This window comes from Nitrososphaera sp. AFS (assembly GCF_009898475.1).
Lineage (GTDB): Archaea > Thermoproteota > Nitrososphaeria > Nitrososphaerales > Nitrososphaeraceae > Nitrosopolaris.
The window spans coordinates 1-15,581 of record NZ_QURE01000053.1 but is presented as its reverse complement, the minus strand read 5'-3'; the positions used below and the strand labels follow the sequence as shown (position 1 = coordinate 15,581).

The 15,581-nt window shown below is 36.1% G+C and carries 15 protein-coding genes; 5 read left to right on the top strand and 10 right to left on the bottom strand.

Annotated features, from left to right (window positions below):
* Positions 1-32: 32 nt before the first annotated feature.
* The gene (locus DYY65_RS07315; RefSeq protein WP_162477320.1) at positions 33-215 is read left to right on the top strand and encodes a hypothetical protein; all 183 of its coding nucleotides are present in this window, start codon (positions 33-35) and stop codon (positions 213-215) included.
* A gap of 837 nt (positions 216-1,052) precedes the next feature.
* Here DYY65_RS07315 and acs read toward each other — a convergent pair.
* Positions 1,053-3,014 carry an acetate--CoA ligase gene (gene acs, locus DYY65_RS07310; RefSeq protein WP_162477319.1) on the bottom strand — a complete coding sequence of 654 codons (1,962 nt, stop codon included), beginning with the start codon at positions 3,012-3,014 and terminating at the stop codon, positions 1,053-1,055.
* Between the two features lie 306 nt (positions 3,015-3,320).
* Here acs and DYY65_RS07305 point away from each other — a divergent pair, with 306 nt between their 5' ends.
* The gene (locus DYY65_RS07305) at positions 3,321-3,572 is read left to right on the top strand and encodes a winged helix-turn-helix domain-containing protein (RefSeq protein WP_370519320.1); all 252 of its coding nucleotides are present in this window, start codon (positions 3,321-3,323) and stop codon (positions 3,570-3,572) included.
* 54 nt (positions 3,573-3,626) lie between these two features.
* On the opposite strand, the gene DYY65_RS07300 is transcribed toward DYY65_RS07305, so the two are convergent.
* The 3 genes from DYY65_RS07300 to DYY65_RS07290 form a co-directional block, all read right to left on the bottom strand.
* A complete protein-coding gene (locus tag DYY65_RS07300) occupies positions 3,627-4,469 on the bottom strand; it encodes a CdvA-like protein (protein ID WP_162477318.1) in 843 nt (280 codons plus the stop codon).
* A 1,199-nt stretch (positions 4,470-5,668) separates the two neighbouring features.
* A complete protein-coding gene (locus DYY65_RS07295; RefSeq protein WP_162477317.1) occupies positions 5,669-7,156 on the bottom strand; it encodes a DUF7504 family protein in 1,488 nt (495 codons plus the stop codon).
* A 936-nt stretch (positions 7,157-8,092) separates the two neighbouring features.
* Positions 8,093-8,503 (bottom strand): CBS domain-containing protein, encoded by a 411-nt coding sequence (locus tag DYY65_RS07290; RefSeq protein WP_162477316.1) that lies wholly within the window; start codon positions 8,501-8,503, stop codon positions 8,093-8,095.
* Between the two features lie 839 nt (positions 8,504-9,342).
* Here DYY65_RS07290 and DYY65_RS12730 point away from each other — a divergent pair.
* Together DYY65_RS12730 and DYY65_RS07285 are read left to right on the top strand one after the other, a co-directional pair.
* The gene (locus DYY65_RS12730) at positions 9,343-9,474 is read left to right on the top strand and encodes a hypothetical protein (protein ID WP_255457485.1); all 132 of its coding nucleotides are present in this window, start codon (positions 9,343-9,345) and stop codon (positions 9,472-9,474) included.
* An 897-nt stretch (positions 9,475-10,371) separates the two neighbouring features.
* On the top strand, positions 10,372-10,617 hold the full coding sequence (locus tag DYY65_RS07285; RefSeq protein ID WP_162477315.1) for a hypothetical protein: 246 nt from the start codon (positions 10,372-10,374) through the stop codon (positions 10,615-10,617).
* An 88-nt stretch (positions 10,618-10,705) separates the two neighbouring features.
* On the opposite strand, the gene DYY65_RS07280 is transcribed toward DYY65_RS07285, so the two are convergent.
* Together DYY65_RS07280 and DYY65_RS07275 are read right to left on the bottom strand one after the other, a co-directional pair.
* Positions 10,706-10,855 (bottom strand): hypothetical protein, encoded by a 150-nt coding sequence (locus DYY65_RS07280; RefSeq protein ID WP_162477314.1) that lies wholly within the window; start codon positions 10,853-10,855, stop codon positions 10,706-10,708.
* On the bottom strand, positions 10,837-11,097 hold the full coding sequence (locus tag DYY65_RS07275; RefSeq protein WP_162477313.1) for a hypothetical protein: 261 nt from the start codon (positions 11,095-11,097) through the stop codon (positions 10,837-10,839). The genes DYY65_RS07280 and DYY65_RS07275 overlap by 19 nt, the downstream gene beginning before the upstream one ends.
* 1,447 nt (positions 11,098-12,544) lie before the next feature.
* On the opposite strand from DYY65_RS07275, the gene DYY65_RS07260 reads away from it, so the two are divergent.
* The gene (locus DYY65_RS07260; RefSeq protein WP_162477310.1) at positions 12,545-12,850 is read left to right on the top strand and encodes a hypothetical protein; all 306 of its coding nucleotides are present in this window, start codon (positions 12,545-12,547) and stop codon (positions 12,848-12,850) included.
* A 719-nt stretch (positions 12,851-13,569) separates the two neighbouring features.
* Here DYY65_RS07260 and DYY65_RS07255 read toward each other — a convergent pair.
* The 4 genes from DYY65_RS07255 to DYY65_RS07240 all read right to left on the bottom strand — a co-directional run.
* Positions 13,570-13,944 carry a hypothetical protein gene (locus DYY65_RS07255; RefSeq protein ID WP_162477309.1) on the bottom strand — a complete coding sequence of 125 codons (375 nt, stop codon included), beginning with the start codon at positions 13,942-13,944 and terminating at the stop codon, positions 13,570-13,572.
* Between the two features lie 33 nt (positions 13,945-13,977).
* Positions 13,978-14,169, bottom strand: a complete 192-nt coding sequence (locus DYY65_RS07250; RefSeq protein ID WP_162477308.1) for a hypothetical protein — start codon at positions 14,167-14,169, stop codon at positions 13,978-13,980.
* 767 nt (positions 14,170-14,936) lie between these two features.
* On the bottom strand, positions 14,937-15,404 hold the full coding sequence (gene pspAA, locus DYY65_RS07245) for a PspA-associated protein PspAA (protein WP_162477307.1): 468 nt from the start codon (positions 15,402-15,404) through the stop codon (positions 14,937-14,939).
* Positions 15,401-15,581, bottom strand: a 181-nt coding sequence (locus DYY65_RS07240; RefSeq protein ID WP_370519319.1) for a hypothetical protein, incomplete at its 5' end; no start/stop codon positions are given. The genes DYY65_RS07240 and pspAA, both read right to left, overlap by 4 nt.

Sequence of the window (15,581 nt, the reverse complement as noted above, 5' to 3'; positions counted from 1 at the left end):
TATTATATGGGATAGTCGAAAAGTAATATAAAATGAGTAAACCCAACTTTTATGAGAGAACATCCTATCCTAGCAGGCCCCCAAGAAATGGTGACACCAGAGTAATAGCGGACAAGGAAAATGCCCCACATCTCGAATTTTTCATGAACGGTAGTTGGAGGCACAATCAAGATAGATGCCGTGAGTATACGAACAAGGAATGTAGAAAGAAATGATTAGTAGACAGGGCATCGCCCATTATTTACTCAGTTACATCTGAGTCTAACTAGGGGAGAAGCTAAGAACGTAGGATTACTAGTAAACATGCCTACTATACTTTCAAGGATATAGGAAATGTTGATGTTGATGATCTAGATGTTAATATTCCAGCTATCGAATTATTTGAACGTCTGGGTACAATTTGTATACAATTAGGATGCATCAATAATACTTTGTATGAAGCAATTACAATTGAATATTGTTGAGCATACCGTAAACATCAGATATTTCAATAATGTTACCAATATGCGGGATTTTGGAAGGTTTTATTCCTAGTATAAAGAATGAGTATCACTTGTTCATTCAAAAGCGCCAGATTAGGCGTATCTCTAGCTTGAAGAAAATGTCTGACAATTCACATTGAATATGGAACGTTAACAGTAAACGATTATAGCGAATTGCATCATGATGCCACATTGCAGAGATCAATATGTCGGAATCCAATTAATATTCTTCATCGCGTGTCCCTATAGTTTTGTTCTCTACTGATAGACAAGAACAGTTTCCTTGAGCATACCAAATTTCAAACCACTTTGATATTCTTTTGCCACATCTAGAGCAACAGTTTGCCAATATTATAACATATGTAGGTCTTATAAGAGATATAATATTTTCTAGTAATTTCCGTCTAAGGAGACATTATACTCAATTTGAGGCCTAATTATCCCCAATATTGAGCCTGCGAGTAATTGGAGTTTTTTTCATTATAGTACATTCGACGAATGTACTGAACTCACTCCATAGCATGTTGCATTATTATGTTTATTAGGATTTTTATCCTACTATTGTTTCAATTATTTAATGGCCTCATGCAATTCACTATATGCCTGTCTTACCTCTTCGATTGATGTACCATCTTCTAAGGTACTTAGATCGCCAATTGTAGATGACCCACTTGATATTGATTTCAATAATCTACGCATTATCTTTCCACTTCTAGTTTTCGGTAGCTTATTGACAAAATAAATTTCACCAGGTGTTGCAATTGGGCCCACTGAATCTCTAATATGGCTTGTAATTTCAATTCGTAGCTGCTGATCTGATAATGTATTGAATTCTGTGCGCTTTACCAAGAATGCAATTATTGAATCACCTTTTTTCTCATCCGGTCTACTGGTAACTGCTGCTTCGGCTATTGCCCGGTGTGAAACAAAAGCACTTTCCAACTCCATTGTACCCAATCTATGTCCAGATATTTTGAGTACATCATCTGCTCTCCCTAACAGCCAAATGTAGCCATCGATATCGTAGAGGGCGTAGTCACCGGTAAAGTAAATATTATTATCAAACTTTTTCCAGTAGGTAGTCTGATATTTTTCTTTGTCATTCCAAAGTGTAGTTAGCATTCCCGGCCAGGGTCTTGTAATTACCAAGTACCCCTTTTTATCCCGGTCTACTGGATTTCCACTCTCATCCACAACAACTGCGTTTATCCCAGGCAGTGAGAAACTACCAGAGCCCGGTTTCATTGGGACAGCATCGATTCCCGTGCATCCGCTTATCATAATACCACCTGTTTCAGTTTGCCACCATGTATCTACAATAGGACAATTTTCCTTTCCGATAACTTTAAAGTACCACATCCATACTTCTGGATTAATTGGTTCACCAACTGTACCCAATAGTCGCAGAGAAGACAGATCAAAATTATTAGGAATTCTATCTCCGAATTTAATGTACATTCGAAGAGCTGTGGGGGTAGTATATAGAATTGTGGCGCCATGCTTTTCTACTATATTCCAATATCTATCAGGTTGGGGATAATCTGGTGTCCCTTCATACATTATCTGGGTAACACCATGCATTAGCGGCGCATAAACTATGTAGCTATGACCAGTCACCCATCCAATATCAGCAGTACAGAAGAAAATATCTTTATTCGTGAAATTAAATACCCACTTAGCTGTCGCGTATAGATACGTTAGATAGCCTCCAGAGCTGTGTACAACACCTTTAGGCTTACCAGTGGTACCAGAGGTATATAGAATATATAACGGACTAATACTTTCCATTGCTTCTGGTTCGCAGTATGGCTGCGTTTCGATAACATCGTGCCACCATACGTCTTTAGAATTAATCTTAATGTTATTTGAAGCCCTCTTTAGGACAATAACATGTTTGATTGATGGACAGAGAGGAATAACCTGATCTACAACTTTTTTCAGTTCTATAAGTTTGCCCCTCCTTAAGCCTCCATCAGCAGTTATCACCACCTTGGAATTTGAATCATTTATTCGATCGGATAATGCTTGTGCACTAAAACCAGAAAATACAACGATATGGATTGCCCCAATTCTCGCACAGGCTAGCATGGCGATCATAAGCTCTGGCACCATTGGAAGATAAATTGTTACGCAATCACCTTTTTTGACTCCAAGATTTTTTAGACCATTGGCAAACTTATTAACAGAAGTATATAGTTGATAATAAGTAAGAACTCTGCTTTCATAAGTTTCAGACTCCCAGATTACTGCAGCTTTGTTTTTTAGATCAGTATTTATGTGTCTGTCGAGACAATTGAAAGACGCATTTAAGGTACCGCCTACAAACCATTTATAGAATGGGGGATTGGAGTCCAATATTTTGTCCCACTTTTTAAACCAAAGGATGTTTTCTGCTTGCTCGCTCCAAAATTGCTCAGAATTTTCTGAAGCTTGATTTTTCACTTTTTCAAGCTTTTTGCCTTCCAAACTTATCTTGATTTTCTCACTTTTTTCATATACCCCACTTAAGTTGACAGAATCTTGATTGGTCATCAGCAGTGAAGAAAGCTAATACAATTCTTAAAATGTTTGGGATAGATATATTATCAGATAAATTGTAGGAAATGATAGCATTTCAGAACCAAGAAACCTTGACGTAAAACACGCTTAGAATATCTAAATACAAGGTTATTTATTTAACTATAATCACAGTGTTTATATAGCAGATTTATATAGCAGAATATAATTTTAATAGCTATTCTAAGAAATTTGTCGGGTAATATATAATATTCATTTAGAACAATGTTAGTATAAAATGTGTCAATATATTAAAATAAAGAAATCCAGTGTATTTTAATTGTGAAATACAGAAGTAGAACAGAGATCCTAGAGGCGGCGAACGGTGGGGCGACCAAGACGAAAATTATGTACAAAGCTTTTCTTAGTTATGCACAGTTGCGGGAGTATCTTTCAGTACTGATTGAAAACAACCTACTAGAATATCTTGAAGGATCCCAAACTTACAAAACGACTGAGAAGGGGCTAAACTTTCTAAAGATGCATAACGAGATCGGAGAGCTTTTGCAAACCTCAACAAATCAAGGGAAATAGGATAGATCAAATTCACTTCCAACTTTTTCTCCTTTTGTTTTACTATTAGGAGTTTTATTCACTCTGGATTACTTGGTTAATCCAGCTTGAATCAGAGTCAGATTCTAGTTTATGTTTAGTCGTTTTCGTTATTATTTTATCCTCGCTAGGTATTCCAGTTTTAGTATGTTCGTCACCCTCCGAATCTGTGATCTGGGGTGTAGATACAGTTAGTTTGGATGCATGTTGTTGGGTTGATTCCTCTATGGGTGGCTCAGAGTTTTGTGTAAGCATATCATTCTGAAGCTTTGGGGTTAAAACAACATTCTCTAGGGTTTGCTGCGAGAGTCGAATCTTGACATTGTTGATTTCAGATTTTTCTTTACTAATATGCTCTAATAGTTCATTAGTATACGTATTGATTTGCTGGTATGCTTCCTCAGTTATTTCATTGCTTCTGAACTGTAATTTTGCATCAAATAATACTGTTTTAATGCTTTTGTTCTCCGTATCTAACTCATTCAATCTTGTTTGTAACTTCTCATCGATGGATTTTTCAATCTCGCCCAAGTCACGAAGTCTCTTTTCGTATTTTAAATAAACTACTTCTGCGTCCTCCTTCATCAAATCATTTTCTGCAACAATATCCTGTAACCCCTTTATTCGCTGCAAAGTTAGATTTTTCTGCCTCAATAGTTTTTGAGCATCCAGTCTCCACTTCGGTATATAAATTACATATTCTCCTTGAACTAAAAGCTGTTCATACGGTAACTGCTTCAAACCTGTAGAACCACAATCGACACCTATAGATTCAATTGAGCCATCAGTATCTGTTAACACTCCTACTACCTTTCCAACAAATGTGCCATACATATCTTTGACTTGTTTACCCACAAATTCGAGCTTGAGTTCGCTCATGCAAAATATTTTGCACGTACATTTAATGCTGACGATGTCAAAATTGTTGTATTATTTAGTTAGCCTAAATTGGCTGAGTCAATTCAAAATGAATCACTATTTATCGATTTTTTGTAAAGACTATTGACTTAAATGGACCAACGTGAGCAATTAATTCACATACCTTGAATTCGATAAATCACTCAGATTGAAATATAAGAGATTTTGAATTTCAAAATATCCAGAATAGTGCTATGTGATAGCACATGTAGCCTTAATCGCAAAATTTAGCGTATGAATTTTAACTTGGTGAGAACAGAACTCAGTAAATTATAGGTCGCCAGTTGGTGCCTGATAACCAATATTGAAAAATCTTGTAATTGGAAAGGACGTCTTGAACTAACTTTCTCTTAGGCTGGTGTGCGTTTTGTGGTATGCCATGCAGTGTTTCTATGGTACTTTTGAGTGTTATGGAGTGCTATATCCGGTGGATTCGTCGTAGAAGTTGGATTATTAGATATTAATTCTAATGCCGAACTCCATCTGGTATTGTATCTTCCAAATCCTTTGCCAATAATTTCCCTTTACCTCAATCATTATTCGCATAAATGGAATATACCTAACATTCCAAACGGTATCCTTCTGATAAAACTATGTACCAGATGGTGAATGTTTTTGTTTTTGAGGTCAGACCTACAAAGAAGCATATGGATTTCTGAATAAAGGATTTCTTATGGTCTCAATTTCCTTCATCACTTTTCCAAATGTTCTTTCACATTAGACACATCAGACAACTGTTTTCTGTCGATCATAATTGGTTTTTAGTACTCATACAATCCAGACTGTCTTCAGAATCTCTCAAATATACTGACATAAGATATACATTTGACGCACACTTGAAATACGTTCCTAGTTCTATTGTTTCGTAAAATGAATTCTTTGTATCACCTTTGATTTCCTTCACACCTAACCATTGTAATTTTCGTTTTAACTCCGGAAATATTTCAATTTTGGCAGCTGGTCTAGATTCGCCAACTTATTCTGGAATTGAGCCGCAAGGGGTATGATGATTCTCATGTTTATACTAAATTCCCTTACCACTCCTCTTCTGACCCAGTATTCCATTGCCTTGGAAAGGCCTTTGCTGTTGGAAGCAATGCAATTACTTCTTCTATATTCTTCACTTCATTCTAAGGAATGGCCTCAGTAGGCAGAAATGATCAAGTCAACTTAGATGGTGGAGCAGGGTTTCCATATTCCTTTGAACAAGCAGAATATAATCTAATTCTTTGACCGTGCTTAATTTGATAGTTTGTAAGATATTTGATTGTAGTTCTATATTCATTCTTGAGCTCAATTAATTCCTCAGCAAGTCTATCTGCCAACAATATGTGAAAATTATCACCTATATCCATAACACGGCGAGCGAGCACTATGCCAGGACCCCATACGTTCTGGTTATTGTTTATATCGTTAACTATGAACACAGGGCCAGAGCTCAATCCAATCCTCACCCCCATTATATCTTCATCAAATTTACCACGATTGTAATTCTGCAGTTTTCTATGAAGTTCAATACTTAGTTGAAGCGGCGATTCAGGATTAAACAAAAAGCCTATTGCCATTCCATCTCCGGCTGGTAGGATAATCTTCTTGTCTTTTGGTGTATTCAGATAGGTTTCGCAAGAACCTATCATTTTGTTTAAAATTTCAATCTTTTCTATCTGTTTCTTAACAGGAAGCCAGGGATCAGAGAGACTTACAATATCTATGAAGAAAAAATTTACATTAATAACTTCAGATGGTAGACCCGTTTCTGATATAGTTGGACCGTACACACCTGCAAGTTTTCTGTAGGTTTCCATGCATGTTTGACTGTCGAAGGAGAAGTCTGAATCCAGTATGGGAGTTCCAATAATTGCTTTTCCACACAAAGTGCAAGTCAATGTGGATGATTCATCAAAAAATGAAAGTACACCATCATCAGAAATCTTAAAATGAACCCAAGACGGTCTATGGGGCATACCTTTAATCGAAACTAGACGTATCCTTCTTATTAATAATCCCTTGCGATCTTCTGTCTGCATTTCCATCATTCCATCGAAAATAGAGCTCAAGGTATTGTTTGGAGTTCCGTTTAGTGGGAGGGTTAAAGTAACGATAGCCATGGCCTCTGCATCTTTTAGGACAAAGGAAAGATCGTTGATGAACTTCAAAATCGCTTGTTCTCCAGACAGTACCATTAGTTGGGTTAATGAATCAACGATGACACGAATAGAACTATTCGAAGACAAGTAGTTGGAATTTGTTATATTGTTGATAATCGCCTCAATTTCTGTCAAAGTGAAGGATAACAGATCAATGTTTTGATTTGTTTCTGATTCATTAGAGAAACCATCCTTAAGAACATAAGGAGGGTATAAGACGGAAGAATCCTTACTTCTGATAGATTTCTTAACTAAATATGGGTTTATGAATTTTGAATTTTGAGCTAGACTAGTGCTTTCAATATTTGAGAATTGCTTTCTAAACTGCTTTTCGGTTAAACTAGAGCTCAAATATATACAATAGTCCCCATTGGATATACCCTCCACAAAGAATTGTCTACAATACATACTCTTACCTGCTCCAACCGGACCAGTTAGCAGCAAAACGCTTTTAGGTATTATTCCTTTTTCTGTTAGAAATGATGATCCAGGAAGTTGCATTGATTTATTGGCAGATCAGTTATCTATATACTTTTTATATTTCTCTTTTGCCATTGCATTCGGGCATTGATTTGCTGTCTGGCGTTCATTACTCATGAATATTCCTCTGCAAATCAAAAGTACCGTAAGTCTTCTATTGAGCAGGATCGTACTCTATTCAGATGAATAGCTTGTTAATAGTAAAAAGATGTGCCTTCATTGACGGGACGTTCATATTTCCAGCAGCTCATTGGGACTAATAGTTTTTGGCCATGGCAGTTGTAGCTACATATATGCCCAAGAAGTCAATACATTGTAGGGATATTGAATGACCATGAATATGCCATGTTACTTTTGAACCTCTTATTGATCGAGTGACAGAAAATAGTTATTGAAATTTGACAGTTGAGATTTAATATTGAGCCATTGTCAAAACGACTTCAGTAGATTGTACAATGAATGATCTGCATTTTCAAATTCTTAATATGACTTTTGGTGTAAGTACTGGTTGCAGCTCAATGACGAACTAATGTGAAAGCAATTATATTTAGTGGAAGCACACCATTTTGCAGTTAAAGATAATTTGATGAAGGTTAAAGCATCTATCTCCTTCTAGTTGGAGAGCATGACGAAATCTTAACGTTAATCAAATATGCAATAAGGGAGATTGGTGCCGCCAAAACAAAAGGTTTACAATTTGTTTGAAGGGGGAAAGCCTGAGGAAGCAACCGGGATTGCAAGCAGCTATTGTTAACTGCCCATCGGCTATCACTTTCCAAATTTCTCAAAAGTATCTATTGGATGTGGACTGCACTTCTTCAGAATTAACTTTTATTACTTAAGCCAGCAGATGCAAAGAATGTGACTAAAAAAGATGCATGAGCTAGTCCATTGGCTCGAGCAGGCATATCAAAAACCTATGGATCAACTCTGCATTCTCACCATGAGCCTGATCAGCTAATATTCTCCAGTGCCACCGGTGGTACCCATCTGGCCTATCGTAACGAATTTTTCATTTAAATTATGCTGCAGAATATCAAGTCGACCAACGACCCCCACCAACTTACGTCTTTCATCAACGACAGGGACTAATATTATGGATTTTTGAAGGATAATTTCAATTATCTCGTTTATTTCAGTGTTCTGATTGACTACTACTGGATTACGTGTCATAATATCGGCTGCTCGCAAAGCATCTAGGCTTTTGCCCTGCTTAAGTGCCCGTAAAATATCAACCGCAGTGACAATGCCTATTACCTTTGCATCAACATCAATAACAGGTAATCCGTTGAAATCTCCGATGAGAAGTTTTGCGCTAATTTCCATCGCAGTTGTGCTTTGACGGGCCGCAACCACGCGCTCTGTCATTACATCTTGGGCTTTAGTTATAGAAATCGACCTCGCTTAATGGTTTCAATGATGTTAAATTTACCATATGCTCTCAACACCCCTCATGGTCTTAAACATTTGCAAGTTAGGTATACAAATATATCATTATTTTTCGACTTATGTATATCCTTGCTAACTAAAATGAAAAGTGAGATCTAGTAGTACATTGGTAGAATTCAAACTGATAGTCTCACAATAGATAATGGAGAGATAGTAATTCTCTAATTCGTTCTTGTGTTAAGCTCCTTATTGATATAGCAAAAAGATAGCTCGATATCTTTTTGGAATGTCCCAAGATTCGATCTCAAATAGCTCGTTGAAAATATAGTACCTCAATTTTCGTAAAATTACGTTGGCCTTATATTTGATAATTATGTATATTGTTACAGCAGGTGAGGTTATCTTCTTTATCCTATCTCTTTTGTAATATTGGGCAGTTTCATTAACAATAGATACTATAATCTTATAATTGAGTATTACCAATCAACTCATACTGTGAGGTTTAAACTATTAAAAGCAAACCGATAAACTATTCAATTCAAAGTTGAAATAATCTGACATTTAATTTACACCATTTCCCAAAAGCGGTCAAGATAATTGCCTCAGTACGACCAATCCTATTGCTACCGATACGTACTTTCAGGCATTCAGAAGTGGCTCTTTATAACTTCTAAATATAATGACATTCTTCAGATATGTAAGAGCGTCTGAGTAGATTATAAGGTTGTTAATTATGAATCATAATATATACTTGATTTGGCGGAGGAAGACGATTTAACCATATAGTATATAATATCGTTATATATACATAATCTATAATGCGTAAGGGAACAATTCATAAGAAGGTAGATAGAAGAAAAAATAAGACTCATGCATACAGTGCGATAAGATCGGCAAGCAAGAAATATGCCAAGGCTGAAAGGCGAAAAAGGAGTAAACCAAAGGTTTAGTAAGAAGATACCGTTTGTGCATCGTTTGCCTCTCAATCAAAAAGCGGTGCACTACCATAATGAATTGTAATGGCCTATTACTTTTGTTCAAAGGATTAATTGCACAACAAAACACTTTTCCTTGAGCTGTGGTATTAAAAATGTTCCTTGTCTATATAATAGTCTATTGACCGAAAGTAGTTTATAGCATAATTTAAAAATAAATGTCATTCAGGAACTATTTCTAACGTTATTATACATAGTTCATTTGTGCATTTGTGCTACTCGCTGTTAACCCGCAATGATCTTTAGTTTATAGTCTGAATTCGAAATTGTGCTATAAGCTAGATCGAGAGGTGTGATAGTAGGTATACAGCTGCAACGTCGCTGCTTCTGCAGGCTTCATATTATTTTGGGGGGACATTATCATACCTACTAACATACATAATTGGATCTTCGGTTCAGAACGTAGTCCATGACGATAGTACATGTGAACGCATATTGTGTGAGTCTTTAGCGTTTCTTACCTTAGAATCACATCTATCCCACTATTAAGTCCCATAAATCTTCCATGAAGTTCGTTATTTATTACATGTTAATTATTACATGTTAATAATAATAACCCATAGAAAGTATTTCTACCCTGCTTGACCAGGAAGACGTTAGTCCTAATGAGACACTGAACGTTATTGAGTCCATGAAAACCTTTGAAGCTTTCTACAACAACACTACTGAATAAAAGTATTGAGATTAAGATAAGCAGATTTTGCTATATTACAAAGGAATGAGGAATATCTTCATAGAATAATATCAGTCTTATAGCATATCTATTATGATGTCAGTGGAGGATAAACTATCAGCTTTACTAGGTAATCCAGAGACTGGGAAAGAAGACCAACTAACATCCATGGAATATATTTGTTAAAGCTACCTTCATCTAGATCTGGACAAGCTTCCATAGCTATCGAAATTAATCCTGTTGATGCTGCTGGTGCAGCTACCAAGAAGAGAGGTATAGTTATCAGATCTTCTTCAGAACTTGATCAGTTTAATTGTATTCTTACCGATCAAAAACTAATTGAACTAATAAGAAGAATTGATGAAATAAATCCGAAACAAGAGGAAGAAGTTGGAACTACAGGATCAGATGTTTTTGAGATTTAAGTTAATGTGATTCATTCATTCTCCATCTTGTCATGGCTTCTCCATTCATGTACAACAGCAGATCACTAACAAGTATGAAATGATTTAATTAGCGATTCTTTGTTGTTCTTGTTTTCGATCTTACTTTGCCTGCTTCCTTTACTATTTCTGACGTTTGCGGTGCCGCTTCTGCCGTTTGTCTAGCAGTATCCTTTATAGTTTCTGCGGTCTCACGTGCAGTTACTGCTGTTTCTTCCACGTATCTCTAATTATACCACGCTCTTTAAGATCCCTGGTTGCATCATTAATTTCCTTTGCTGTATCCCTAGCGGCTATACTGGCTTCGAGAACAGCCTGAGTAATTTCCTCAATGGCTCCACTCTCACGTAGGGTTTTCACAGTCTCCTTCATCTTTATTGAAGCATCGCGGATATCTCGTGCAATATTTTTTATTGTCTCCGCAGTTCTTTCAGCAGATTTCGGATTGGTTGTCGTACCCATGCTATGAATACCAGTGCGTTTCATATTATATAATAATTATAATATTGCACGATGAGCATGAGGACTTTTGCATCAGCTGATTTCTAAGCTAGCCTATTAGTAACACCTGTAAATCTCAAATACCTATCTTTTCATCACATTCCTTCCTTTAAATCATTTGCCGCGGATTATCCTCACTATTTATCTATCGGTAGTAAATCATAGATGCATCGGATGTTAGGTTATCTGTGATCTTTAAAAATTAAGTTCTATAGGTTGTCCATTGCATTTGCTCCATTTCAAGATCAGAACAGATGTTTCGATGAAATGAAAAGAGTAGTAAAGCCTAATGGAAAGATGATTATACTAGAGGTCCAAATACAAGACCTGGAAAGAGGCTAAAAATCCGCGGAGTGTATCTTGCATACAGGAGCCAAATTCTATGAATCATCTGAACTTGCTAGAAAAGTCGAAAGCCACGGTTGAAAATTCTGTTTATTACATCCACCACTTTAGGCTAACTTTTGCATGGCATTAGCTACTTAGGGCTTGTTCATTTATTCATTGATATAACTTGAAGAACCATTTGGGAAGGGAGGATTTGTGCGACCGGTACTATCTTTATTGACTCATCACAAATTTGAGCCCTCTATAAGTAAAATTTAATTAAAACCATCTGATGGTAGAATTGCTCCTAGCATTATTATAATAAAGATAGTCTTACTACGTAAATAACATACTTAGTTTGACTAAATTCAATGTACATAAATGCAAGAATTCTGTCCATTATTGCAATCATGGCAGTAGCAACGACATCATCAACCCTCTTAGCATCAACAGCTTTTGCTAAGAGTAGCACGCACCATCATAGCCACACCAGTACCACTGGCACTACACCAAATAACCAGGTATTGACACAACAATGCTGTTGGACTCCAACTGGACCTTTAAATACTAATAACAGCACAAGCACTGATACAAGCAATAGTGGATTTACACACCACGTATCTTCTAGCAGCCATTCGCATACCCATCATCACAGTACAAAATCAAGTTTAACTGGATAGATTGATGGCGTCATAGATCTGAATTGGCAGCTTTTTTTCTTTTTATATTGTAGTTGTCAACTAGACATTATTAGACCACTTTCATATTCATTTTCAGCTAATTAATTATGACTATACTGATTATATCTACACATGGCTATAAGTCTATTCTAAAGTGAGAGCTCTCTAAAGTGAGAGCATAATCTAGAGGTCATCTATACCGAATCTGAGAGATAATTTCCGCTTGATTGCAATAATAAGAGTCTGTATGTTCTCATAATTACATTTCGAAATGTAGAGATTATCCTCTACAAATCATATTCATCTTAGATATGGGTATCACGTTGTGAATAAAAGCCAAGATAATTTTTATAGTAGGATGATTTAAACTTCCTATAAATATCCTAATATTATTAGATTCGATGTTCGTTAGAAGGCATACAGCACTAAGTGTAATTGTCATATTAACAGGCTTGTCACTGATTACGACTAGCACATTTGTAACACCAGCATTTGCAATAAAGCGATTCTTCAATTGCATGACTGATGTGGCTAACAAGTATGGGAAGCTCACTGTTGACGATGTCACTATATGTTATGACAAGGAATACCACACTGGTCCATATTATACTCATAGCAATTCAGGCAGTAGTGAAGGTAGCAGTAGTAGCGGCAGTTCCACTTCTAGTTCTGGCTCAGGTTCAGGCTCTGGGTCACACCACCACTAAGCCAAAAAGGACGGCTAAATCCTTCCAGTACTAATCCAGACCTTACGAGGTGTCTGAGTTAATTCAAATCCTGTAAAATTGGTGAGTTAATTAGAATATTCCTTCACGGCTCTAGTTCTGTCTTCATCGATATATGCACGAATAGAGAAAAAAAATTCTCTTTTGCAGTCTTATTTTATATAGGAAGGATTATTGTGATAGAACGAACAATCAATGAAATTCAATTTTTTCAGCAAAAATATGTTCCAATGTATTAAATGTAAGGAGAAATTCAAAATGGAATCAGAATTAGTACAACATAATAAACAAGAGCATGGAGCAAAGAATTAGAAGGACTATCACATATGAGGGCTTGGTTTATTATTTTGTATTTCCAGATCACTAAGACAGATATCAATCTAGTCTCCCTAGATTCTTTTTTTATTTGGTTTGAAATACATTTGAAAATATATTGTGTTTAATTATAGAGCAATTCAGCGAGCAGTTACTATAGAAACTCCTATACAAAACGCTTCGGCTTGACATTATCAAAATTTGATGAGTCTACGAACCTATGTTAAAAGTGTGGTTACACCTCGATCTATTATAAACTTAAAATTTTAAAATCAAATATTACTTGGGCATTATTTACATAGCGACAGAGGCTCTGCACTTATAAGATAGTGTGGCAAATGCGGCTTTAGAGATTGCTTTTCATGACCGCATTATTCTTTACTAGATTAGTATTTCTGCTGAACATAGTACTGTCTTACTGTTTTCGCACTAGTTAGCCACATCAACGTTGATGGGTCAACTACTGTGGGAACAGAACAGACAATGGCATATAGCAAAGCTGAGGAATCAAATGCGTATTTCCAGGTGTTTAATGCACTTTGAATATATGGGCCCCATGGCTTCTTTAGCAATTCACTTATCTTTCTTTTGTCTTCAGGTGAGATGTTTGGGTCCTCTAACAATCGAGGGAAGAAACGTGTTTTATAACTAGTATGGATACTACGAACAGCACTCACAGTTATTTTTCTTCCAAATGATCTGTGGCCTAATGACTCTGGAATAAAGTAGGATATGACGATATCTAGGACATTGTAAGACATACTTTGAGCTCATAAGAAAATTGCAATCTTCTGCTATGTGGGTCCACCGGCTAGTGCAAAGGCTTTATTCCTACTTGGAATATTAGAATCAGAATATGAATTCCCGAGAGACGCAATGACACTTTCTAATAGTGTTCCACGTCCACCTTTAGATGTCCAAAAATAAGTAGTTTCCAAGATTGATTGGTATTGAAATTTATCGTATTCTACAGAATTTATTCCCATGAACCTTGCTGCGTGCCAAATGTACAAGGCAAAAGATTTATCTATATAGCTATCTCAGAACCGTATTTCTTATTTAGTTCATAGCTCTACTATTTTTGACAATGAGATCTCGCAGTAAGTATGATATATTTTTGGACATTCTGAAAACTGCAAGTCACAATACTGAGCGATCTAAATGTCATCAAGGGAGCATCGCTAAACGCTCAACAAGCTAAGGAAATAGTGATTTATCTTCTTGAAATTGGTATGTTACAATTCAATAGCAATAAAAAAACCTTGAGGACAACAAGAAAAGGGTGGCGATTCATAGATCTGTATGAGAGTCTAAATGACTACGTCCCAGCAAACAATAAGATAGCTCATATTTCTGCGCAAAATATATCAAGCTTGGTTTATCCTTGAACCTAGAGTGAGAAGGAAAGGACTTGTATTTACTTTATCAAGATAATAAGAACAATCCTATTATTATCAAACTAATGATTTGTTGAAATTATTTTGGCAAATAGATCAGTCATCTATTCCCTAACAAGGGTAAATGGGCAGCTAGGTAAGACATGAGAGTTGATCAGGACTTTTTGAAAACCATCCAATTTTGAACCATGTGCTGAAAAGAATAAAGAATGCAGTTACATCAATATGAGTTCATTGCTGTGCTCGAAACTTACCCAGGGACTGTGCCATCGTACTCTTGAGTGTAAATTAATTATTAATTATTCACTTTTGTGATTTCTGCATAGACATTGAGTTTTGTATGTTTTTTTGACATGCTAATGAAGAATAGATTTATGCACAATTCCCTCTCCAATAAATAGCTTACTTGCCTCGTCAATGGAGATATCACTAGGGGGGAGTATGATATCCGACTTAACAATTTGCTTTTGATCTAAAGATTTTCCCTGTTTTACAACTAATGACAGCATCTTAGTTAGTTTCTTCCCAAATTCTCTTTTTAGCAAATTGTACCTTTTTACTATATCAACTAGAGAGTTATCAAGTTGATTGATCTCTTTTGCATTTTTCATATTCAAATTAAACTGTCCAAGATCCATCACTCTGACTATCAATTGTTTCTGCTTTAATCTGGGAGACTTCACCTTCTCATTTGTGCTAATCTTAGTTTGAGAAATTGAGGAATTCTCTCTAGCTTTTCCTATTTTCTTGAATCTTTCACCTTGGCGTCTGATAGACGATGATTTCTTTAATTGTCTAGCGTTCGTTGTTCCCTGTCTTTTCAACTACTAACCATCACCTGCTCTTCTTTCCCCTCTTCTACCTTTTTGTCTTGGTCGATTTTATTCTCTTCTTCCTGCTCTGTCTTCTCTTGTTTGTTAGTTTTTTTCCGGCTTTTATCACGTTCAGCCTTTAACTTGGCTAATTCCTCGTCCACAGAGCTTCTTATTGTGGTCTTTTCA

Coding starts and splice junctions, on each gene's coding strand:
- DYY65_RS07315 (WP_162477320.1), top strand. CDS start 33: ATGAGTAAACCCAACTTTTATGAGAGAACATCCTATCCTAGCAGGCCC.
- acs (WP_162477319.1), bottom strand. CDS start 3,014: ATGACCAATCAAGATTCTGTCAACTTAAGTGGGGTATATGAAAAAAGT.
- DYY65_RS07300 (WP_162477318.1), bottom strand. CDS start 4,469: ATGAGCGAACTCAAGCTCGAATTTGTGGGTAAACAAGTCAAAGATATG.
- DYY65_RS07295 (WP_162477317.1), bottom strand. CDS start 7,156: ATGCAACTTCCTGGATCATCATTTCTAACAGAAAAAGGAATAATACCT.
- DYY65_RS07290 (WP_162477316.1), bottom strand. CDS start 8,503: ATGACAGAGCGCGTGGTTGCGGCCCGTCAAAGCACAACTGCGATGGAA.
- DYY65_RS12730 (WP_255457485.1), top strand. CDS start 9,343: ATGCGTAAGGGAACAATTCATAAGAAGGTAGATAGAAGAAAAAATAAG.
- DYY65_RS07275 (WP_162477313.1), bottom strand. CDS start 11,097: ATGGGTACGACAACCAATCCGAAATCTGCTGAAAGAACTGCGGAGACA.
- DYY65_RS07260 (WP_162477310.1), top strand. CDS start 12,545: ATGTTCGTTAGAAGGCATACAGCACTAAGTGTAATTGTCATATTAACA.
- DYY65_RS07255 (WP_162477309.1), bottom strand. CDS start 13,944: ATGTCTTACAATGTCCTAGATATCGTCATATCCTACTTTATTCCAGAG.
- DYY65_RS07250 (WP_162477308.1), bottom strand. CDS start 14,169: ATGGGAATAAATTCTGTAGAATACGATAAATTTCAATACCAATCAATC.